The organism is Paenibacillus contaminans (assembly GCF_003285015.1).
GTDB classification, from domain to species: Bacteria; Bacillota; Bacilli; order Paenibacillales; family NBRC-103111; genus Paenibacillus_V; species Paenibacillus_V contaminans.
Genome location: NZ_QMFB01000013.1, coordinates 61715 through 85563 on the forward strand (window position 1 = coordinate 61715; position 23849 = coordinate 85563).

At 52.7% G+C, this 23849-nt stretch carries 13 protein-coding genes; 2 read left to right on the plus strand and 11 right to left on the minus strand.

Annotated features, from left to right (window positions below; translation table 11 throughout):
- Positions 1 to 93: 93 nt before the first annotated feature.
- The 7 genes from DQG23_RS21610 to DQG23_RS21635 form a co-directional block, all read right to left on the minus strand.
- The gene (locus tag DQG23_RS21610; protein ID WP_113032962.1) at positions 94 to 5340 is read right to left on the minus strand and encodes a CehA/McbA family metallohydrolase; all 5247 of its coding nucleotides are present in this window, start codon (positions 5338 to 5340) and stop codon (positions 94 to 96) included.
- Positions 5341 to 6051: 711 nt separating this feature from the next.
- Positions 6052 to 6141, minus strand: a complete 90-nt coding sequence (locus DQG23_RS43800) for a putative holin-like toxin (RefSeq protein WP_420330250.1) — start codon at positions 6139 to 6141, stop codon at positions 6052 to 6054.
- A gap of 263 nt (positions 6142 to 6404) precedes the next feature.
- Positions 6405 to 6632, minus strand: coding sequence for an AbrB/MazE/SpoVT family DNA-binding domain-containing protein (locus DQG23_RS21615; protein ID WP_113032963.1), 228 nt, complete (start codon positions 6630 to 6632; stop codon positions 6405 to 6407).
- 303 nt (positions 6633 to 6935) lie between these two features.
- Positions 6936 to 8261 carry a GH39 family glycosyl hydrolase gene (locus tag DQG23_RS21620; protein ID WP_113032964.1) on the minus strand — a complete coding sequence of 442 codons (1326 nt, stop codon included), beginning with the start codon at positions 8259 to 8261 and terminating at the stop codon, positions 6936 to 6938.
- Between the two features lie 28 nt (positions 8262 to 8289).
- Complete coding sequence (locus DQG23_RS21625; protein WP_113032965.1) at positions 8290 to 9921, minus strand: response regulator; 1632 nt, start codon at positions 9919 to 9921, stop codon at positions 8290 to 8292.
- On the minus strand, positions 9896 to 11770 hold the full coding sequence (locus DQG23_RS21630; protein WP_113032966.1) for a sensor histidine kinase: 1875 nt from the start codon (positions 11768 to 11770) through the stop codon (positions 9896 to 9898). Before DQG23_RS21630 ends, DQG23_RS21625 begins: the two co-directional genes overlap by 26 nt.
- Before the next feature lie 147 nt (positions 11771 to 11917).
- Positions 11918 to 13582, minus strand: a complete 1665-nt coding sequence (locus tag DQG23_RS21635) for a type 2 periplasmic-binding domain-containing protein (RefSeq protein WP_113032967.1) — start codon at positions 13580 to 13582, stop codon at positions 11918 to 11920.
- Between the two features lie 244 nt (positions 13583 to 13826).
- On the opposite strand from DQG23_RS21635, the gene DQG23_RS21640 reads away from it, so the two are divergent.
- Positions 13827 to 14777 (plus strand): ABC transporter permease, encoded by a 951-nt coding sequence (locus DQG23_RS21640; protein ID WP_113032968.1) that lies wholly within the window; start codon positions 13827 to 13829, stop codon positions 14775 to 14777.
- 12 nt (positions 14778 to 14789) lie between these two features.
- Positions 14790 to 15668 (plus strand): carbohydrate ABC transporter permease, encoded by an 879-nt coding sequence (locus DQG23_RS21645; RefSeq protein WP_113032969.1) that lies wholly within the window; start codon positions 14790 to 14792, stop codon positions 15666 to 15668.
- 761 nt (positions 15669 to 16429) lie between these two features.
- Here the strand turns inward: DQG23_RS21645 and DQG23_RS21650 are convergent.
- The 4 genes from DQG23_RS21650 to DQG23_RS21665 all read right to left on the minus strand — a co-directional run bounded on the left by DQG23_RS21650 (position 16430) and on the right by DQG23_RS21665 (position 23693).
- On the minus strand, positions 16430 to 16852 hold the full coding sequence (locus tag DQG23_RS21650) for a DUF4395 domain-containing protein (RefSeq protein WP_113032970.1): 423 nt from the start codon (positions 16850 to 16852) through the stop codon (positions 16430 to 16432).
- Positions 16853 to 17570: 718 nt separating this feature from the next.
- A complete protein-coding gene (locus DQG23_RS21655) occupies positions 17571 to 19115 on the minus strand; it encodes a glycosyl hydrolase family 28-related protein (RefSeq protein WP_113032971.1) in 1545 nt (514 codons plus the stop codon).
- Between the two features lie 33 nt (positions 19116 to 19148).
- Positions 19149 to 19649, minus strand: a complete 501-nt coding sequence (locus tag DQG23_RS21660) for a glycosyl hydrolase family 28-related protein (RefSeq protein WP_158560625.1) — start codon at positions 19647 to 19649, stop codon at positions 19149 to 19151.
- A 177-nt stretch (positions 19650 to 19826) separates the two neighbouring features.
- Positions 19827 to 23693: an S-layer homology domain-containing protein gene (locus tag DQG23_RS21665; protein ID WP_113032973.1), complete on the minus strand. Its 3867-nt coding sequence runs from the start codon at positions 23691 to 23693 to the stop codon at positions 19827 to 19829.
- Positions 23694 to 23849 lie beyond the last annotated feature (156 nt).

The following is a 23849-nucleotide window of genomic DNA, read 5'->3' on the forward strand; positions in this document are numbered from 1 at the left end:
CTTTATTACAATACTAGATCAATCCCGATATCCGCAGCAGTCTCAGAAATACAACCGCTGTCCCCGCTCTATTGATGCTGGTTTGGGCCATTGCTATTTTTCTTTGCCATTACCGTGTCCATTACCTTTACCATTACCATTGCCGTTACCATTACCATTACCGTTACCATTACCATTTCCATTACCGTTTCCGTTACCATTACCGTTTCCGCTACCATTACCATTGCCGTCTTCGCCATCCGGACCGGTATAAACTAAATACTCGTATTCCCGGGTCGAGCCGTCCTTCGCGGTTACGGTCAACTTAAGCATTCCAAGGGCGGGAGGGCCGACGATCAGCTCGGCATAGTGCTTCGACGTTACAGCCGCACCTCCGCTTACCGTTACGATCAGCTTCTCCGGATCGAACGTCTCCGCTTGCACAGTCAGCCGATCGACGCCGAAGCGGCTAGAGACCTCAACCTGACCGCCTCTGCTGTAGACGAGGCCTTCGATAGCCGCCGCATTCGTATTGTCGGCCGTCTCCACCCATACCGGATTGGAGAAAGCGAATCCCGTACCTGTAAGCGGTCCAATCCCTGTGCTGTTCTCATTGGCTTTCTCGCTGAAAACCTCCAGACGATAAAACTCTTTATCCGCTACCGGCAAAGAAATCGTTTGAACAAACGAACGCAGTCCTTGTCCCGTTAAATCCTCGTCGAACACGATTTGTCTTTGCGCGTAGTCCGCGATATTTCCCGTTACCGGATACTTAATGACGCGAACGCGGGTTAGACTGGAGTTCGGATCGTACGCTTCGATACGGAACGGCGCCATGCCGTCCTCCTCCAGCTTCAACGTGCCGCCCATCTCGATTCCGCCGATGCCGAATCGGATTTCCGGACCGTTCGTCCCGTAAAATCCGCCTGTTCCAAGCAGCTCGAGCACATTCGCTTTTGTCAGGCTCGGCATCCATCCCTTGCTGTACGTGTCGCCGACTTTATCCCGCGTATGGGCGTCGGTGTTGGCAATCCCGTAATATTTGGCATCGCCGCGAATGTTGATTTCATCCCAAAATTTGAACGCCTTCTCGTTCACGCCGTTATCCAGCGCATGCCAAGTTCCGTTCCATACCTCGACGCCCGTAAAACCTCTCCATTGATACGGATTCTGGAACAAAAAAGTCTGCTCAAACGGATGCGCAATATACACAAGTCCGCCCTGTCCCGTTATGTCGTCGATGCTGTCCTGCCAGCTGTAGCCGGAGCCTGAGTTGTCGATATCGAATCTCGGCAAGCTGTCCATTCCATACACTAGCGCATGGCCGACAGGTGTGGTCACTTCCGTGCCCGCCAGGCTAAGAAAACGGCCGCCATAGCTCTGCGAAACGGCTTCCGCATCCGGCTTGTGAGAGTCTTTGTTATGCTCGGTGCTCCAAACCCATGACAGCAGCCTTTTGTTATAAACGCGTTCCGAGTTTTCCGCGATCGTGTGAACCCCGTCCGAATGCTTCGTGTGAGAATGGCTGTCGCCGGCGTAAAAACCTTCGCCCGTCACGTCAAAGCTCGTTTTTCTCGTCAGGCTGAACAAATCGTTAGACACGTGCGTTTGGATAGCCGATCTTCCGCCTTCCAGCGCGACCGCTTTGACCTTGATCTCCGCTTGCGCCATCGCATCGACAACTGGAATGACGACCTTCCCGTCCCCCAAAAGCTGTACAAAATACGGAGGTATCACATCGACTTCAACTTGATTCAAAGCCTCGTACGTCGCATTATGCACGGTTACCGTAAATTCGAACGGCGTGCCGGCAGTAATGCCGGACGGCAAAGCCACTGCGACATCGGCAACCTTTTGCAGCTGAAAATCGGCCCGTACTCTTCGCTCGTCCCCGATTTCGACGGTCAGGTTCTGCGCGAAATAAGCGTCATTGACCGGACTGACCTCGTATACGCCCTTTTCCGCAAAAATCTGGTAGCGTCCGTCCGCAGTCGTCACAGCCCTCGCGTACACATTCCCGCCGCCGTCCTTGCTCACAACCTCCGTAAAAGCAAGCGGCACCCCCGCCTCATCCTTCACCGTACCGGAAATGCTGCCGTAATCCTCGGCATTCCCATGCTCTCTGATAAACTTTGCCCAATACTCCGCTACCGCATAAGGCTTGTCGGCAGGACCGGCAATATGCGGCATATGATAAACGACGAATTGCTTGCTCCCGTTGTTCGGGATCGACGCTTCGAACCATGCCCCGACAAAAACGCCCTCATGAATAAGAATACTCGGCTGCTGCTCCTGCGGCCAAATGACGGCATGCGCCGTTTTGCCCGTAAACGAATTGCTGATGCCGCTGAACAGGTAGTTGTCCGTCCAGCCGTCTTTAATCGGCTCTTTCTCCTGATTAAACACCCAGTTTCGTCCCGGCACGTAGCTATGCTGCTCGCCAGGCTGGTCCGGGTCTACAATGTAACCGAAGCTGCCGTTGAAATCGGCGCCAGTTTGATTGTTCAGCGTAATCTCCATCCGAATCAAAGGCGTGCCTTCAACGATGGAGTAACGCACGGACGATTTCATCCGCTCGTCGCGATCCCAGTCACCGTTTGCAACTATACTGCGGCCGTCGAGGCTGATGTCCGGCAGTTCAAGTTTAGTCAGCGGATGGAACCAGGACCATTCCATATGTTTGCCGTTCGCTTCGTCCTCCGGCGTGACGCCTAGATCGTCGCTAAGAACGAACTCCGTAAAGTCCATATTTTCGATGCCGTTCAGCTTGGGAACCGCGTCCATCATATGGCCCGGCGTCAGCGTTCCCCACTTGTTGTTCCCGGAAGCGTCATTCGTCCAATTGACGGGATCCATGCCCGCCGTTCTTACCGTCCCGACAGTGAACTTCAGCTCGGGGCTTTCGATGTAGTAATAGTCGTTTTTCGGCCACCAGTCGCGGGAGGTTCCTTCATAAATAAAACCCGGATCCCCTCTTGTCACCCCGGCGACCGTTTCTCTGTCCGGCGCGGGCATCGTAAAATCGGCTTGGGCATGCTTACCCGCAAGCCACGCGGCATCCGTCAGCACGTATAACTCCGTTCCGTTCGTCGCGCGAAGGCCGTATACATTTCCTGTTACCGTATAAACGCTGTACATCCCCCGGCTGTCCGTCGTTGCCGCAGCGTATTTGCCGCCGGATTGCGTTTCGAATACGATATCTACCCCTTGGGCAGGCAGGCCGGCGGCGTCCGTTACGGTTCCGGTGATTTTTCCAATCGTCGAAGGATCGACGCCGTTCTTGACCGCATCCGCCCAAAACTCGGCCGCTTGGTACGACTCGTAAGCCGAAGACGGATTATGCGGAAGTTGGTAGATGACGAGCTCTTTCGTACCGTTCGGAGCGAGCGATACCTCAAACCAGGCGCCCGTTATGTAACCTTCGGGAATAAGCGCGCTCGGCTGCTGGTTGTCCGGCCAAATAATCGCATGGGCCGTATTGCCGGTGTATTTGTCCTGGATGCCGTTAAAAATGTAGTTTTTATTCCAGCCGGACGTTATATATTCGCTAGTCTGGCCGCCTCTCCAGCCCCAGCCGGGCACGTAGCTCATCTGCTCCAGCGTTTCTTCCGGATCGATGATGTACGCCAAATTACCGGAAAAAGCGGCGGCTCCCTCGTTGGTGAGCTTGATTTTCATTTTGATCAGCGGCGAATTTTCTACGATTGAGTATGTGACCTGGGCTTTGACATTCGGGTCGGTTTCCCAGGCCCCGCTGGAAACGATCGCCCGCTCCTTCACCTGAATATCCGGCAAGCTGAGCTTCTCGTACGGATACCACCAAGTCCGGCCTACGTTCGGACTAAGCACGAACTCAGTATAGTCGAGATTTTCCCGATTGTTGAACTTGGGCGCCGCGTCCATCATATGGCCGGGCGTCAGCGTTCCCCATTTGTTATTGCCCGAAATATTATCGCTGTAGTCCGTCGGATGCGGGGTAGCGAGCCGGTCGGTTCCGACGGTCAGCTTAACCTCGTCATTTTCCAATAGGTAATAGTCTTTCCCCTCCACCCAGTCTCTCGAAGCAGGGGCGTAGGTAAACCCGGGCTCGCCGCGGCCTATTCGGGCTATGGCGTCAACCGCATCCGGAAGCTCCGGCGTCATTGTCGAGAGAAGCAGACTCAAGTTCGTTTCCGCCCTGTCCGAATCGGCCAAATTCGCGCTTCTTGCCATCGGCCAGTAGCCGCTTTTCACGGCTTCGATCGTATAATTAGAGCCCTGCAGCGTGTATAGCTGATAAAAGCCTGCGCCGTCCGTCACCGCTCTCGCGACTGTCCTGCCCGCAGCGTCTTTCGCCCGGATCTCGGCATTCGGAATGGCCGCTCCCTCGTGATCGGTTACTGTGCCGGTGACCATGCCCGCTTGGGAAAGGTCGCTTCCCTGCCAAATCATATTCGCCCAAAACTCGGCGGCCTCATATGGCGCATCCGCGGGACCTGCAATATGCGGAAGGTGATAAAAGACGAGCGTTTTGCTCTCCCCAACGGCCATATCGGCTTCAAACCACACCCCTTGGATGTAGCCTTCCGGCACAAGCGCAGCAGGCTGGTTTTGCTGGGGCCAGATGACCGCATGGGCCGTTCGGCCGGTGAACTTGTCCTTGACGCCGTTAAAAATGTAATTTCGATTCCAGCCGGACTCGATCCATTGATTGGCCTGTGCAGTCCGCCATCCCCAACCCGGCACATAGCTGTGCTGCTCGCCCGCTTCGTCCGAGTCGATAAAATACCCCAAGTAACCGCTAAAGCCGGCGGCGCTTTGATTGGTCAGCTTAAGCTCCATTTTGATCAGCGGCGTATTTTCCACAGCCGAGTAGCGGACCGACGATTTGATCGCATTGTTCCTGTCCCAGTCCCCGCTTGCCTTGATCGCATCGCCTTCGAAGCCGATCGTCTCCATCTCGAGCTTTTCGGTCGGGTACCACCACGTCCTATGAAGATCCTCTCTTAAAACAAACTCCGTATAATCCAAATTGTCGCGCATGCCGGGCTTCGGGGCCGCATCCATCATGCTGCCTTTGGTCAAAGAGCCCCATTTGTCGTTGCCGGACGCATTCGGGCTGTAGTCGGTCGTGCTCATGGTGCTCAGCCTAACCGTGCCGACCGTAAACTTCACATGGTCGTTCTCCAAAAAGTAGTAATCCGCCGTATCCACCCAATCTCGGGCTGCAGGCCCGTAAGTAAAGCCCGGATCCTGCCGCGATACGCCATATACGCTAGCCGTGACGGCTTCCGCCTGACGTTCGGATAATAGGCCCAACAACAGAATAAACAGGATGGCTGCGCCTGCAGCCGCTCCCGTCTTGGACAGTCGTTTGCACATTCGATTGGCCTCCTTGTTTTGATCGCTTGCCGGCCGGCTGCACCATTTCCAAGGATAAACGGCTGCTCGTCTTTAAAGGATAAGCCCGTTTACCAAAGATTAGCTAGAGCCGCTTTTTCGATATACTTTCTGATAAAACGCTGTTATCCGCTCCTCCTTCTCCCTTTTCTTTGATGCCGATAAGCCTGCTTTTTGAGCATGTGATCCTAGCAAAAAGTGCGGGGCTTCCAGATTGCAGCCTCAGTATAAAGTCCGGCCGGAGGGATTGAAATAACAGGTTTTTAACTTGGATATTGCGTTTTTTTAACCTTTAGAATGGCGTATGGAATGTTGAAAACGTGTTATTTCGCTTTGAGGATCCGGATGGTAGGAGGAGGAATCAGTTGGGAGGTGAGGCTTGGTGACAAGAAAATCGCAACACAAGGGGGAGACTCATTGTGCGTATAACAACAACCGGACCGATTCCGCAGATGGCTGAGGAAGCCTAGGAATTGTGCGTAGATGTCAATACAAATATATACATTTGTATTGTCAATACCTTTTTTGTACGGTATGATAAAGGCAAGAAGTATAAACTTATTGTTTATAGCCATAAACTAAATAGGAGTGCAGGCGCTGGAACGTCTGCACTCCGGACACAATAGCCGCTTTTAAGGGCGGTGGCTTAAGACGAGGATCAGAAATAGACCGCGCACTTATCCCAAGGGCGGTCTATTTCCTTTTATGGAAACTGAGGATCAACACAACCAAGGTCGCGAATGAAATCATCAGCGTCAATGCTTGGTATGTCTCCACAGGCATCACCCCCTTTCAGGGGATTAGCCAGCCGCCCTTGCAAGCCATTCTATCATGTTATATGGAGTATACCATATTATTCCTGTTGTAAGTAGTAGGTATGCTTGGCAAATCAGTAGTTTCATTTTTGAAACTACCTCAGCCAGCGTCTCGTCCGGTACTTTCCAAATGAATGATGCCTGTCGAGACTCTTCACCTGATCGGAGAGGCAGCTTGCCGGTTGAATTGCAACCCAACCAAGTCACCGCGATCCAGCACATACGGAATCATCATGACTCCCGTCCTTGCGGCTCGCCAGTGACTACCTCATTATATAGATTTTCTGGCGTGACTTGCGCAAGGAGCTCATCCAGCTTTGCGGACCTTGCCTTAATGACAAGGTGACCGTTTTCTACGTCGAGATCGACCTCGGAGCCTTCTATAAGACCGACCTTCAAGGCAAGGGACTTCGGAAATCGAATGCTCAAACTATTACTCCACTTATGAATTTTAACCATGGTTGAGCCTCCTACTAAAAATGGTATATACAAAGTATAAGCTGTTTTTATAGGCAAAAGTCAATTCGTGGTTGGATGATTTGCGTCCCTATAACACCGTGCGTTCGTAATATCGAAACGGTGCCCCATCCAAACATTAGAGAGTCCCCCTTCTTTTACGCAGGTAACAAGAAGACCCTTGCCGGTTTCAATCTTTGACGCAGGCCTTTCCCTATCGCTCGCCGCTTACATGCGCTGTAGTAATTTCCTATACAAAATCAAAAAGCCTGCAGCCGCGGACATCCGCTTGCTGCAGGCTTTTTATTACTTCACCGGCGTCCACTCCAGCAGCGTGACGCTGGCGGCGGGCAGGAACCGCTCGAAGACGGCATCGCCTTCGACGATCCGTTCCTCCCGGAGATCGAGCCGGTGATCGTCATCCACGGTGTAGGCTTTCAGGCGGCAAGGCCCGTCGAGCCCCTCCAGCGCGATGCTGTGCAGGCGCGCATTCCCGCCGAAGCTTGTGATCAGCGCAGCCCCGCCCCCATCGCTGTTTAAACCGGCCAAGCTGTACACGTTCGGCGCTTTTTCGCTCACGTCGGACCGTACGCGGTCGGCATGCTTCGTCATCCGCTGAAACGCCTTGAACGTGTAATACGTTTTTTGCGGGACGCCGTGGTAGTCGAATAGGCCGCAGAACAACGCCGTCGGCTGCCCGTCGTAGTAATTGGCTTCGTCAACGGGACAATCCTGAAGCAGGGTGAGCACCGTGCCGGTGAAAGCCGCACCGAATGCGCTTTTTTGCTTATCGAAATTGCTTTTGCGCACGTATTCGTTGCCGCGGGTCCAAATTTTCGTGAAATCCGACTCCAAATAGTTCCATTCATTCAGATGGCTTTCCGTCTCCGTATAACCGTGCCGGTCCAGCTCATTCCGCACGTGAAACGCATGCTCGACGATTTTGTGCGGGTCGCCGGTGTACGTATGCCAAGTGAAGAAGTCGATCGGCAGCTCCCGCTCCTGACAGAAATCCAGAAAGCCGGTCAGGAAAGGCAGCTTCGGCCGCGCCGCCGCATACCCTCCGACTTTGAGGGCGGGATTGTAAGCTTTGATCGCCTTAACGGTCGCTTCGTACAATTCATACAATTGGAGCGGCGTCCCGGACCACATGCGTTCGTCCAAATCGGGCTCGTTCCACACTTCCCAATAATCGATGCCGTGATGAAACCCGTCCGCCCAGCCGTCGTTATAATGCCGGATGATGTTCACGCAAATTTGCGCCCATTTGCCATAGTCCGCCGGCGGATGGACATAATACTTCTTCTTCGTATGCTCGATGCTTTCGCCAAGCCGGTAAACGATTCTGGCTCCGGCATCGAGAATCGTCTGCAAATACTCGTCGGTACGCGAGAAGTCGTAACTTGCCGGATCGGCCGGATCCTTGCTGAAATCGGGAAAAATCGTATGAATATCGACTTCCCAGGCATGCGGCCAGTTCGGATCGTGGATGCGGACAAGCGGAATCTCCGCCTCGCGGTAATAATCCGTAACGTCGATCAGCGAGCCGTAGCAAACCGGCCCGTTGTTTACGCCGTGCAGCGCCTTTATTTTGCCGAGCTGTTCCTTCACATGTATGCGTATGTCAGTCATTTTCGTAGTCCTCCCCCAAGAGTAAAAATCATTTGTCCGCCTGGAAGGCGATATGCCTGTCGCGGTATTCCTGCGGCGTTACGCCAAATTCCTTCTTGAACACCTTGATCAGGTACGGCGTGTTCAAATAGCCGACTTCCTTCGTAATTTCGTATATTTTCAAATCGCTGTTTTTGATCAGATGAACGGCCTTCTCCATCCGCAGCCGGTGCGAGTATTCCTTGATGCCTTCGCCGGTTTCCAGCTTGAATATTTTGGACAAATAAACGGGATGAAGATTGACCTGGTCGGACAGTGCGTACAGCGATACGTTATCGGCCAAATGCGTATGAATATAGTCTTTAACCTGATTGATCACCGACGCCCGGGAGCTCCGGATATCCTCCGTATTTTCCTGGGAAAGCTTGAGGCACAGCCTGAACGTCCATTCCCGCATCCGGTTGACCGAGAGCAGCTTCGCATGCTCCGGCATGCCGTCTGTTTCGCCGATTCGGTCGAACAACTGGCTCAGCGTTTCCCCATTCGTATGCGCATAATGGTAGCAGGCGAATGCGACGGCGTGATACAGCTCCGCCAGCAGCTCCGGCGAATCGTTCCACACCTGGTCGAGCTCGTCGAAAACCGCGCCCAGCTTGCTGCCGACCTCCTCCCATCTTCCCGCTTCGAAGAGGTGCAACAGGGACGGCGGTTCATGCAGCGTTTTTAAAATCGGAACCGACTGGTTCTCGATAATATCGTTCACGGTCATCAGCAAGCCCACATCTTTGCCGATTCGTCTGCGCATCGTTTTGACTACGGATTGGTAGCCGGCGGCCAGCCCTGCGGGAAATGCGACGGGATTGCCGACCACGATCGATACATCTCCATGCAGGAAGCGCGCAACATGGCTCTGCAATTGGCTGCACAAGCGCGGAAGCAAAGCGTCATCATCCCCGTCTTCGGATATCTCCTTCGGACAAAGCGTCAGCACGATGTAATCATGCCTGTCCCTGCAGGTCCATAGCTGATAAAAAGAGCCGAACGTCTCCTCCGCCATATTAACGATCGAATACTCGATCAATAAACGGTCCCGCCGGTTGTATTGGGCGAACTGCCCTTCCAACCGCACCAATACGAGCGTAACCTGTTCGCCCGAAGCGAACGGTATGTCGATCAGCGGCAAGCTTTCCGCATCGCCGCAGCTGCCGCCTTCGAGCAGCTTCGCCAGCAGCTCCGATTTCAGCGCGGGCTGATGCTCGCGAAGCAGCTGGGCGGCCCGCTGATGCAAAGCGGCTTCCTCCCCCTGCACCGTCAGTTTCCGCGTCAGCTTCCGGATCGTTTCCGTCAGGCTCTCGTCACTGACCGGTTTAAGCAAATAATCCGCCGCATCGAGCTGGAGCGCCCGTTTTGCATAGCCGAATTCCTCATAGCCGGTCAGGATGACGATTTGCGTGCTTGTCGAAAACTTGCGGATCTGCTCGATCAGCTGAATGCCGTCCATACCCGGCATGCGGATATCCGTAATGACGATGTCGATGACATGTCTTTTGACAAGCTCCAGCGCCTGACGTCCCGAATAAGCGCACAGCACCTCTTCGATGCCGAGCTCCGGCCATGGAAACGTATGGGCTAGCGTATCGACAACCGAAGGCTCGTCATCCACGATCAGCAATTGAAACATGCGAATTTTCCTCCCCCAGCCGCAAAATAATCATAACGCTTAACCCGCCTTCCGAGCCGTGCGCGAAAAACAAACCCGAACCTTTGCCGAACGTAAGCTTGATCCGCTGATTGACATTCCATAGTCCGAAGCTCGATCCGCCACGATTCCCGCTGATGTTGCTATTGCCGCTGCCGTTTCCGTTACCGCCGCTATTATCGCTGCCGTTCCTTCCGCTGCTGCCGCTACCATAACCGCCGCCGTTCTCCATCTCGTTCTCGCCGCGGTTCACGGCCCTCTGCAATTCCTCCAGCTTGTCGTCGTCGATCCCAATGCCGTTATCCTCGATAAACAGACGGTATTCGCCGTCCTGTACGACTCCCGTAATCCTTACGGTTCCTTTGCCTTCCTTCGGCTCGATCCCGTGCAGGATTGCATTCTCGACCAGCGGCTGCAGCAAAAGCCGCGGAATGACGAGCTCTTTCATCGGCTCCGGCATGTCGATTTCATATTCGATTCTGCGCATGCGCAAATTTTGAATCTCCAAGTAATTGACGATGACGGAAAGCTCCTCCGCGAGCGTAGCCGATTGGTTGCTCAACCGGGTCGTGTAGCGAAAATAATCGCCAAGATTCAGCGCCATCGCCACAATGGCTTCCTCGTCGCCCATTCGCGCCATGTTCTTCATGAAGAACAAGCAATTGTACAGAAAGTGCGGATTGATCTGCGATTGCAGCTGTTTAAGCACGGCTTCGCGGGAGCGGATCTGCTCCGCGACGACTTTTTCCAGCAAATCCTGGATTTGTTCGGTCATCTCGTTAAACCGCTCGATCAGGAAGACGAACTCCGTTCCGCCCTGCAGCTTCAACCGCGCGCCGTAGTCGCCCCGTTTGATTTTTTGCACGTGCCTGACGATCGCCAGAATAGGAGCTTGCACCGTACGGTACAGCGTATACGAAGCCAGCAGGCTTAGCACCAGCAAAAGCACTGTGGAGCCGTAAAACAAATTACGCGTCTTGGTGACGGGCGACAAAATATCCTCCTTCGGGACGGAATCGACCAAATACCAGCCCAGGCTGCTCAGCTCCATATAACTCGCCAAATATTCTCTGCCGCTCATTTCGGCGGAAAAATGGATCGACGAAGCCTTCAGCTCCTCGCCGTCCAGCTTGCGGATCAAATCGTCCGAGCTCGCCTGGTTGATCGTCCGGTTGGCGATGACGCCGAATTGCGGATGGTACAGAAAAGGATCGCCTTGCCCGTCCGCTTTGTACTGATCCAGCATGTCCTGCAAGTAGGAAGGCGCGAACGAGGTTCGGACGATCAGCCTCGCATCCGCCGGATTGGCGAAAGCCGTAATCGGATGAACCGAATACCAGACGAACTCCGGCGCAAGCACCTTGCTGTTCTCGGCCTTCGTAAACCTCCACCCTTTGGCGATCTCCTTCACGAGCTGCTCCTCGGTGTAATAAACGGAAGAATTGGACGTCGAGACGATTTCCTTCGTCATACGCGAAAACACGGTTATATCCGTATTCCAGCCGCTAATTCCGGAATGCAGCGTAATGTTGTCCAATATCATGCGCAGCAGCTTTTGCCGGTCGAAGGAATACCCGTCCTGATGCTGAAATTCCAGCTCCCGAATAGCGGCGTCGTTGGATATCGTAATGGCGTTGATGGAAATTTGATTTACCTTCTCCTCCATCTGCTGATGCAGAAACTGGAGCTGGCTCAAATTATTCCTTCGCATTTCATTTTCAATAACCTGAACCGCCGTATGGTTCGACAACGCGAACAGCAGCACGACCGGCAGCAAAATGCCGATGATCATACTGACGATTTTGGTAAATATCGTCGCTTTTCGGTCCATCCCCGCTCAACTCTCCCTCGCATTCGTGATTGTCTCTCTTGCGGTCCGCTTAACGAGGGGCGTCAATCCTGCGGAAGGAGGAGGAGCAACGAAGACAGGAAGGGGACTTCCCTGTCGGGAAAGCCCCTTTCTTGAACCGGTTCGTTACTATTTCGCCACGCTCTTGTACCACTCGTTCACTTCTTTGGTAATGGCATCGCCGCCCTGCGACTTCCAGGTTTCAACGAATTTATCGAACGCATCGACCGATTCGTTGCCGAATACGATTTTACTGAACGTTTCCATTTCCAGTTTGTTCAAGTAGTCTCCCTTGTCCGTCATCGTCGGCGTCGATCCGCCTGTAAATTCGTTCATCCGGCGATTTTCGCGCTGATTCCAAACGTTTCCGGACGATTGAATCTCGATCGCCGGCGCCAGCTGCGACCAATACCGCTCGTAAGGCGTTTCCGGCTTGCCGTTTTTTCCGAGGTTGACCAGCGCTTTAATATTTTGCGAAGGGATGCGCGGGCCTTGGTTCAACAGGCTGTAGAAGAAAACGCGAACGCCGCCGCCCGGAATTTTCGCCAGGTCGTTCGTGACCTTGCCGTCCACCATATCCCAGTCATAACCCTTGTGCCAGCCGTTCTCGTACTCGCTCCCCGCCTTCGGATCGGCAAAGTTATCGAATAAATAGTTGGCGTACGTAAAGAAAATTTCCGGATTTTTCATTTCTTTATTGATGAAAACAGCGCCTGCATAAGGATGCGTAGCAAAGTGGGTCACTTTGCCGTTCTCTCCGGCAGGAAGCGTAGCCGTCGTCAGCTCGGCCTTCGGATTGTTTTTGGTCAGGTCGCCCATCGGCCAAGCTTCGGACCAGTAAGGCCCGGTGAAGCTGCCCGCTTTCCCCGCGGATACGAAGGAGCCCGCCTTCGCTTCATCCCATACCGGCGCTTCTTGCGGAATGTAGCCTTTGGCCACCCAGCTCTTCAGCTTGGCCAAGCCTTCCTTGACTCCCGGCTGAACGGAGCCGTAAGCGAGCGTGCCGTCCGCCTGCTTCGCCCAGCTTCCCGGAATCGAGCCGTACGAGCCGAACAGCCAGCTTACGCCGAAGTGATTGCCGTACGATTTTTTGAAGCCGACGGAAAGACCGAACGTATTTTTTTGCCCGTCGCCGTCCGGGTCTTTATTCGTAAACGCGTCCAGCACCTGCTCGTATTCGGCGATCGTATTCGGCGGGTTCAGGTTCAGCGTCTTCAGCCAATCCGCGCGAAGCCACATAACCGGATCATTGTTGTAATCGTAATCCAGCTGCGGAATGCCGTAGCGCTTGCCGTCTTTGGAAAATTCGTACCAAACGGTCGGATCCTCGCTCATCGCTTTTTTCCAGGTTTCGCTTGCATACTTGTCGAACAGGACGCCCGCGTCCTGGAAGCGTCCGGATTCGATGAGCAGCCGCGCCATTTCCCCGGTGGCGGTCACGACATCCGGCATAGGCTCGTTGGCGGAAAGCGCCAGCTTCAGCTTCGTGTCGTAGGCATTATTCGTATTAACGACGGACCATAGGTTTTTGATTTCGATGCCGAGCTTTTCCTTCACCCAGCGCGAATGCACGTTGTCGTCGATCGTTTCGCCGTTCTTGAAGGTGGCCGCAGCCGGCAGACCTCTGACGGTTGTAATCGTTACGGGCGGGTCGAATTTTCCGTTAACCAGTTGAATTCCGCTCTTGCCCTCTTCCTTCTTCTCCTCGCCGCTTCCGGACGAACAGCCGATCGATGCGCCGGCCATCGTAACGGTCAGCGCTGCCAGCAACACTTGCTTCATTTTTAAACGCACGCCTGCTTCCCCCTGTACCAGTTAGTTAGGATTATAGCTTACAACCAAATCGTATAGGAATCGTCCAGGCAGGAAAATAACACAATCTCAACACGGCATGTGTTTTTTTTAACATTGCTGGAGCCTCTTCATAAAGCCTTAACAAAACATAATGGGGTGTTAAGAAAACGGTATATAGACCGCTCAGGGCCTATGCTAGAATGAGTGGCGACTGCTCAATAAACCTGCAAAGAGGTGTATAACGATGAATTCCAGCACGCCTCCGGCGGCCTCGATTCAGCCGGTTCGTAGAAATCCGTTCAGAAAAATGCGCAAAACCTGGGTCTTTCATTTCATGCTGCTGCCCGCGGTCATTATGGCGGTTCTCTTTCACTATTTGCCGATGCTCGGCGCCGTGATCGCTTTTCAGGAATACAAGCCTTATCTCGGCTTCACCGGCTCCGAATGGGTCGGCTTGAAACACTTCAAGGCGATGTTCGAACGGGTCGACAGCATTCAGGTCATCTGGAACACGCTGCTGATCGCTTCGCTTAAGATCGGCTTCATGGTCGCCGTTCCCGTCGCATTCGCCCTTTTATTGAACGAAGTACGCAAAATGGTATTTAAACGCATCGTGCAGACGTTCGTTTACTTGCCGCATTTTCTCTCCTGGGTCATCCTGTCGGCCATTCTCGTCGATCTCCTGTCACCGGAAGGCGGTCTCGTCAATCGGGTGCTGCAAAACTGGTTCGGACTCGAGCCCGTCTTTTTCCTCGGAAACGGCGACTGGTTCCGCTTCACCTTGGTCACGAGCGAAGTGTGGAAGGAGTTCGGGTTCAGCACGATCATTTATCTCGCTTCGTTGGCGAGCATCAACCCCGAGCTTTACGAAGCTGCGGAAGTCGACGGCGCCTCCAGATGGAAGCAAACGATGCATATCACCCTCCCGGGACTTGTTCCGATTATGACGGTGTGCGCTACCTTATCGTTAAGCAGCATTCTCAGCGCAGGCTTCGATCAGGTTTACAACCTGTATAATCCGCTTGTATACGATAAGGGAGATATTATCGATACCTACGTGTACCGGGTCGGCATTCTAAGCCAGAAGCTCAGCTTCGCAACCGCGATCGGCCTGTTCAAATCCGTCGTAAGCTGCATTCTTATACTGGCCGTTTACCGGGTCGCGCTCAAAGTCGCCAACTACCGGATCTTCTGAGGAGGGTTTACCTTGTACCACAAGACATTATCCTATCGCTTGTTCACCGTATTCAACTATATATTTCTAGCCCTCATCGCCTTTCTTTGCCTGCTTCCCTTGATCCATACGCTCGCCGTATCCTTCAGCGGCCGCGCGCCGGCCAATGCGAACCTAGTCGGCCTAATTCCGATCGACTTCACGCTGGATGCATACAAGAAAACGCTGAGCAACCCTAATTTTCTTCACTCCCTATGGGTATCCGTGCAGAGAACGGTGTTAGGCACCGTCGTCACCATGATCATCATTTTTCTTGCCGCTTATCCGCTATCCAAAGATTCTCTGGCTTTCAAAAGCCGGACTTGGTACTCCTGGTTTTTCGTCCTGACCTTGCTGTTCAGCGGCGGGCTCGTGCCGACCTACATCGCGATTCAAAAGCTCGGGCTCATGTATTCGATGTGGGCGTTGATTTTGCCGGGCGCGATCGATGTGTGGCTGCTCGTCCTGCTGCTCAACTTCTTCCGCAACATCCCGAAGGCGCTGGAGGAAGCCGCTTTGATCGACGGGGCGGGACAGATGAAAATCCTTACTCATATTTATATTCCCTTATCGTTGCCCGCCATTGCAACCCTCTCTTTATTCAAAATGGTCGGGCACTGGAACGCCTGGTTCGACGGGCTCATTTATTTGAAGAGCATCGACGATTACCCGCTGGCTACCTTTCTGCAAACGATACTTATTCAGATCGATTCGACGCAGCTCTCCTCACTTGGACGCGAACTCGAGAACATCTCCAACAACACCGTAAAAGCGGCGCAAATCTTTATCGGAGCCCTGCCGATTCTGATGGTGTATCCGTTCCTGCAAAAATATTTCGTCAAAGGCATGGTGGTAGGGTCGGTGAAGGAGTAGGCAAGGAGCAGACGCATTAAGGATAAACGGCTACGCCGTCTTTTAAAGGACTGGCGCGTTTACCGGGAAATCCGAACAATCAGCGGAGATATACGTTCTGAGATTTTGAGAAAACCGCCTTGCGGCGGCTTTAGCGTTCGATATACGTTTGTTCGTTGGCGAGGCAATGGGTATAGGCTTTCAACTCTTGAAATCGTGTTTCTTTGAACTTATTACGAGGTAGAAACACGATTTCAAAGGCGGCCCATAGCGAAGCTCCTTTACAAGCTCCCATACCCATTACCTCTTGTTCGTCTTCGGTGCTTCCTGTCACGTCTTTGACATTTACCGCTCCTCTAACCGGTATTCATACTCGCTTGCCCATCTTTGCTCGTTGCTTGCATGTGCTGCATTTCGATTTTGCCCACTTGGAATCGAGTACGGCTTCCTTACCCCGCCTGTAGTCCGAAAACGCCTACTTGCAGGGTGTATTTTGCTTGGCACACCGGTGAATCCTTTCTCCAAGCCGGCAAAATCGGATTCCAGCGTAGGCGAACCTCGATTCCTTACTCCAAGCGGGCTGTTTCGGACTACAGCATTTCGAGGAGTCTAAATGGCAGCGTAAGGATAAACGGCTACGCCGTTTTTTTAGACAGGAGCCGCTTCCACGATATACTAATAAACGCAAAAGGGATGGCCGCAGCCATCCCTTACATCTATTATTCGAACCGTCGCCCTACTTATGAGAAACAATCGCCAAAAGCCTGACATCCGGCATTTCATTATTGTTGTCTTCTTGCTCTGAACATTTTCCATTGATATTGGATAAAGCAGCCGACGCAAAAGCCCAATATAGCGACAAATGCCGCTATTGCGACCATTATCGTAAATACATAGGCAGCTGTTGTCCAATCCAGCAAATAGCTGACTAAAGCAAGCGTTAGGAAGCCGATCGCCATCAGCTGATTGAACTGCTGCTGATCTTTATCCTCAGGTATATACGCCGACGGATGCTTGCGCAGAAAAAGCTTGGCAAACCGCATGACCGGATTGAAATCGAAGCAGACGCCGGAAATGCCCGAAAGCAACGGAATCGCAAGAATCCAATAATAACCCGTTAACCAGGTCAGCAGTACGGATATGACAATCACCCATTGATTCGTTCGAATGAGCGGCCGTGGAATCGATTGTGCGGGAGTATTCATATTTATCCGACCTTTCCACTTGGGTTTATAGAGATTATACTGCGATTTCGCTGCTTTGTGAATGGTTTGCGGTGAAAATTAATGGAGTCCGCTCAGGCCGGCCGTTATTGTCGCCTTACCTGCTTGATGCTTGTGGCTTGCGTTTCCCCCGGAATTCCGCCAATTACGTCCAAACGCCGACGAACATAAATAGAGTTCTTTATACTTGGCGAAGGCAATCGCTAGTAGCATTTCAACTCTTATCCTATAGAGTTTAGAGATGTAAGGCATCTGATCGTGCAACTGATCGTGATCATCATAATGAGGCATAGTTTGCTATCAGTGAGGCAAACCTCACTATTTCTAACCGAAAACCCGTGTTCTGGTGGCATAATGAGGCAAACGCAACGAATAGTGAGGCAAACGAAATTGATAGTGTTGTTTGCCTCATTAACAGGCGGGAACGAGCATTTTACCGGTGGAATAGTGAGGACAGCCTCATGAACAATAAGATTTTCTCCACTAATCGCGCGGTTCGTGCATAACCATTACGAGTTCCGTGTTTTTCTTTCGTAACCAGGTTATCAATTCCTAGTTTAAGCGTTGAAAGACTACTAGTCTTAAAGAAAAACCCGCCCATCCCGGTTTCACCAGGATGAAGCGGGTATAATTAATGTCGTACGTTTCGATGCACTGGCATACACACCGGCAGCCTCCTACACGGGCTGCCAATTTGAGGCTATGACCCTAACGTCGTCCTGCGCTTCCACGTCGCCGCGGTTCCGCTCCCGGTTGTGCATACCCATTCGTAGTCGGCTCCCGGAACGGCAGTATTCAACCGGAACACATCGTGCGGCAGCCCCGGCACCGACCGGGATGCGGGAGAACTGCCCCCTTGGATAAGCCTTCCGCCGCCATAGCTGACGGAAGTCGCTCCGCTTCCGAGGCTGAGCGTATTTTCGCTTTCGGTCAAAACGATGTTTTTCGTCGTCAGCTTGCAGGAGCTGTTGCCCGCGGCGATATCCAGCAGTTTCGTATAGTTTTTGGAGATCGTTCCGTCGAGCGTAACGTCGTAGTCGTATCCTCCCGAAGTAACCCCGAAATAGAAGCAGGTCGACGCTTCCACGTAAGTATTCCGGACGATCGCCCGGCCGCCGTATTTCCAGTACAGCCCGTAATTGAACCGGTTGGAAATACTGCCCCCTTCAACGATGACCCGGTTGTTTTTGGCCAACTGATCCCCTTCGAAATAAATGGCGTAAACCGTGTCGGCCGCTCCGACGGAGCCGTCCACTTTAAAATCGCAATCAAGGAAGCGCAGCGTCTGATTCGCGTTTCCGAACTGGAACAGATGGATGCAGGAAATCGAACGGTTCCCCGTTGTGCCTGCCGGTTTGTGGGCATAAAACGTGCAGTTTTGAAACGTCACGTCATACGGGCTGACGATCCGGTCCAAGTAATCGTCGAGCACGCCGACGTGAAAGACCGAATTCATGATTTTCACCGTCGAATTTTCGGCGTACAAATTGAACGGCGGTTTGTTGACGATGATGTTCGAGCCGGTAAAAGTCGAGCCTTGCAGCACTGCCACATCGAAGTCGCCGTCGGGCAAATAAAGATTGTTCATCGTTATGTCCGTTTTCAACGTATTTCCGTAGCCCGGCCCGTCGAGCTCGACGTCGATGCCTGTCGCGTGAACCGCTCCATGCGCTTTGAAATTGTTCACATGCACATCGGAATACCCGCCGGTAACGACAACCCCTCCGCGAAAGCAGTCTACGGCGGTGCAATTGGATATTTGGACGGATACGTTATTGTAGACGCTGATCGCGTCGGCGACGCAATCTTTAAAATAGCAATCCTCGATGACGGCCCGCAGCTTGCCACTGTTCGCGGCATTTCCCATCAGAAAGATGAGATGCGCTTGCTCGAGCTCATAATTCGCGTAAGCCCCTTGATTTTGCCGGTTGCCGTCGATCGTCAGTCCCTGGAAAATTAACGGCTTCGAGTCGACCGAACCGTCGTACAAGTAACCCGCTACCGTCGTCGTGAACGTCCTCGTCCATTTCGTTTGATTGGCCGGCCGTTTTATAGTGGCACCGTACCCTTTGATAATCAATCCTTGCGACACGTTCAGCTGTGAGACGATATACGTCCCCCCCGCGGGGAAGAAGACGATGCCCCCTCCCGCCGCAAGCGCGGAGTCGATGGCCGACTGGATCGCGGCCGTATCGTCGGTCGTCCCGTCCCCCGTCGCTCCGTAATGCACTACGTTATATTCCATTTCAAACCGCTCCTTTCGCGATGTGAATCGATCTTACCGAAACCGCTGACGAACCGAGCCGCTTCCGGCAAAAATGCGGTACGTTCCGGCGGAGATAGTTGCTGCGATCGTTACGGTAACGCCTGCATCCGGAGCTAACAGCGCACCGTTGTCAAAAACGAGATGTGCATTGGCGGGAATCGTCAGATTAGTCCCGATCCGGTACGTTCCCCGCGGCAAATAAACCGTTCCGCTTTGAGCCGACAGACGTGCGGATATCAACTGCGACAGCGCCGGAAAATCGTCCGCACTTCCGTTGCCACGGGCGCCGTAGTCTTTGATGTTATGCCAATCGAAGGCAAAGGGCTCTTTTTCGGGCGGTTTCTTTTTCTCTGTCCCGGCGCCGTACACCGTTTCGCTTACCGATTCGTTATCGGCATGAACGGTATTGGCTTGAATGAGCCCGCGGGTAGCGAGCGCCACGCCGGCGGCGCCGATCGAAGCAAGCAGCTTCCGTCTGCTGATGATTCGCTTTTTATTTTTTTCCTCCGACATACAGGTTCCTCCTTGCATGGTATGTATGGATGGCTCATCGCCCGAATTACGGCAACAGAGCGCTCCATGTTGATAATGCTTTCATTCGCCGTTTCGTTTATGCTTACGGTTCCAATTCTAGAGGTCAACGTTGCTGCGGGGCTGCTTCGTTTGGTTCAAAATAGGATGTTTTGTACTTTACTTGCTCTTGTATGTCAACATGTTCAGCAGTACCGTTACAGCCTCGGCTCTTGTCGCTTGGTCTTGAGGCGCGAACTCGTTATCACCTTTGCCTTGCACGATGCCTGCTTGCTTCACGAAAGCAACGCCGTCTTTTGCCCATACTGGAATGTTCTTATCATCCTCAAAGCCTGTTGCAGCATACGATTCGCCATGCTGACCCAACGCATTGGCAAGGATGACCGCCATCTCAGCACGTGTTATTCCTGCATCCGGACGGAAGCTGCCGTCCTCATATCCTTGGATAATACCTGCTTGCACCGCTTGCGCAACCGCTTGCTGTGCCCAAGCTCCAATCTTCGCTGTATCCGTGAACGCAAGTGCCGCTCCTTCTCCTTGCGGCTTAAGCGCATTCATCAGCATCACCACGAATTCCGCACGCGTCACGTTTTTCCCAGGCTTGAACGTTCCATCCGGGTAACCGCTGACGATTCCGCTGCTTACCGCTAACTGGATGTTCGCCTCAGCCCAGTGTCCAGAAATATCGGTAAACGTACGATCCGGTTTCGTGTCTATCGCAGGTGCTTCACCTACAACGAATACCGCAAATTTGGTGAAGTGATTAACCTCAACAGTAATGGTGGAGCCGTTCACCTTGCCGCCCGCGATTTCCACCCATACCTTCTTCGCTTCGTCATAATAGTATACAGCTGCCCGTTGATTGCTCTTCACTTTGTTTGGATCAAAAGTAAAGGTTAGGGTCACCGGTTTATTGAAATGGTCCGGGAAGTTTTTCAAAATTTCAAAGACCGGACTGGCTAGAACGTCTTGATTCGTTAGCAGTTTTTGAATGTCCGCTAATTTGTCTATTGTTATTTTCAATTCTTTGTCTGCTGCATCGGCAGGAATAACGATCGTAACCGTATCTCCCAAACTAACTTTTCCTTTTTTACCTGCAGGAAGTGTTAGTTTGCCATCTATGGCGGTAACGGTATTGTCGCTTGAGGATGTTGAACCAGCGTAACTACCACCACTACTGCCGCTGGATCCTGCGCGAGTCACTGTAATTTCATAAGTCTTCATTGTGCCATTCCGAGCTGTCACTACAATAGTAATGAGGTTATTGCCCACGTTCAAATTAATGGCTCCGCTGGCTTGACCGCTTTCTGTTGGAATTCCGTTCACCGTCATCGTGGCGTTACTCTGGTACACACTCCCCGTTACAGTAAGGCTCACTACATCATTAGCCACACTGGACGTGTAGGCCGTTGTCCCGGATGCGAATGCGGGACTTATTGTGCCGCTCGATAAGGCCAGTCCGCTCAAATCGGCGTTGCTGCTTGCCTCTACTTCGCGCAAAATGATGTCGTCGATGAAAAAATAATCGTTGCCTTCTTCCCTCTTCGCGTAAACCTCCGCGCTGCTGTAGCCGGACGGTACGACGAAGGAGACGTCCCCTTTGCCGTAATCCGCCGCTTCAAGCTGAAACGACTGTTCGCTCACGACATTGCCCCGTTCATCCTTCAAGACAATTCCGACTTGAACCCGGTCGCCTTTCGCCAACGCTTTCCCCCACGCGCTCAGCATATACGTGCTTCCCTGCTTCAACCCGGTGGTCAGCGTCTGCTTCGCCGCTCCCGGCTCCTTGCCGATGACGAGCGCGTTCGCATCGGAAAACGCCGTCAAAGTCGACCCGATATTGTGCATAATCTCGGCGCTGCCGGAGAGATCCCAGTTGACATCGTCATACTCGAATCCGCCGTTGTATATCCGGTTCGTTCCGGTCTTTACGTCCGCGACCGCTTGTCTCGCTCCGATGACGGCGTCGAACCATTCCTGGCTCATGCTCCCGGGAATCAACCAATGTCCGCCCGGCGGTTCGGTATAGTACCAGACCATCTCCTCGGCGGAACGGAGCGCGTTTTCGAGCGTAGTTCTCATAATTTGCGGAGTCATCGGATAGTTCTTCTGCCATGGCATATTGTAAACGCCGAAAGCCATGCTTACGCTATCCGCGTAATCTTCTCTCAATTCTTCCGGGATAAAATCGTTGCTGCGGTAAGAATCTGCCAACTCGTATTTGCGGAACTGGTAGGCGTCTTCAAAATCCCCTTCCGATCGCGTCAAATACAATTCGCCGCCGTCGACGAGCTTCGCTTTCTCTCCGGCATTTTTAACCGCCTGCAGCATGCCGATGAAATACGGTCCCATCAAGTTTACGGTTCCGACAACATTTTTTGTAAACCAGTCCGGCTTATTCCGATCCGACAGATATGGACCGTGAAGCACCATAACCGTCGCGTCGGGTATTTCACTGACGATGGCGTTCATGATCTGCCTTCCGCGTTCGCTAGCTTTGTCCTGATATTCTTTTAATGATTTCTCTTTATAGTAGGAGTCTTGAGGGTAGGAGGAAAACTTACGGAAGTATTCCTCATTGTCGTAAAGAATACGCGTAATTCCCACTTCTTTAGCGGCGCGGGCATAATTTCTTACGTTTTGCTCGACAATGGACCACCCTTCGTCGTCGAACAGATCGCCCGATTTTCCGACGTTCGTCCATCCTTCGTCGTCAACGGTTTCGCCCGTTCCTGTCGGATCGTTCGGATCGGCGGGCCGGTTCGACACAAACGCCAAGTAGTTTTTATCCATCCGCTTAAACAATCCTTTTAATACTTTCAGCTCGTCATAGATCGTCTCGTATGAAATCGGCTCGCGCGTCATCAGCTTGGGCGAGAAGGTCGGGGTGATCATCATACCGTCGAACGGCAGCGATTCGATATATTCGATGTTGTCCTTCACTTTTTCAGGAGTCGTCGTGTTGGCGTCCGGCTGCTGCATCAGCATCAAATACGGCTGCGTTTTCGACTGTTCCTGCAAAATCGTTCGATCGCTTCGTTTAGGCTTCGGTTCCTCGTTCTGAGCGCTCCATTCCGTCAGGACAAAATCATCCACATGAACCGAACCGGTGCCGGGGTCTTTATAAACGACGATGGTCGCTTTCGAAAAGCCTGGCGGCGCAGTGAAATTAACCGTGTACGCTTTGTAATCAGTGGAATCGACCGTTACGCGAGTCCCCTGCAAGCCGATTCCCGGCACGTCCCAGAAATTGATGCCGACAAGGTTCAACTCCGGGGGGCCGACTCTTTTCGCTCGGAATGTCATCTTATAGCTTTGGCCCGTCACGATGTTTACCGTCTGCTCCCGACTGCTCGCATTTACTTTCAGCGCTTTGCTTCCGCTCGCGGCGTCGCTTGTAATGCTTTCAACGGTGTCCGGCCACGACAAATCCCAGCCTGCAAAGCCGTCTTCGAAGCCGGGGTTCGCCGCCAAATTCGGCAGCTCGTGCAATGTTATGTCATCCACGTAAACCCAACCGGTGCCGGGATCTTTATAGATAACAACCGTTGAATGGGAAAAACCGACCGGAGCGGTGAAAAATATTTCATATTGCTTGTATTCGCCCGAATCGACCGTTACACGGGCCCCCTGCAGGCCGAGGCCCGGGACATCCCAAAAGTTGATGCCGACCAAATTCAGCTCCTCGGGTCCGACCCTTTTCGCCCAAAAGGTCATTTTGTAGCTTTTCCCCGAAACAATCGGCACGGTCTGCTCCTGACTGCTCGCATTGATTTTGATCGCTTTACTGCCGCTATCCGCCTCGTCCGTAATTTTGGCCACCGTGTCCGGCCAAGAAACGTCCCAGCCGGCGAAATCGTCTTCGAAGCCGGGGTTTGCGATCAGGTTTGGAACACTCTCGTTTGCCGGGATAGCCTGTTCTTTTCCTTCGGCGCGCACTTCTGCGAGCGGAAAAGAGACAAGAACCAGCTGCATGACGAGAAAAACGATGGCCCATTTCGATGTCGATCTGCTTCTTCGTATCAATATAAGTCCTCCTTTGCCTATACGTTTTATCCTGCAGTCTTAAAGTCTGTACGATAGGAAATTTCCCTTACAAAACGATGCGTCTATTTCTTTTGGGTCGGATACCACCTCCAATCGATGATTGTGTTTGAAAGCGTTTTATTCAATCTGAATTCA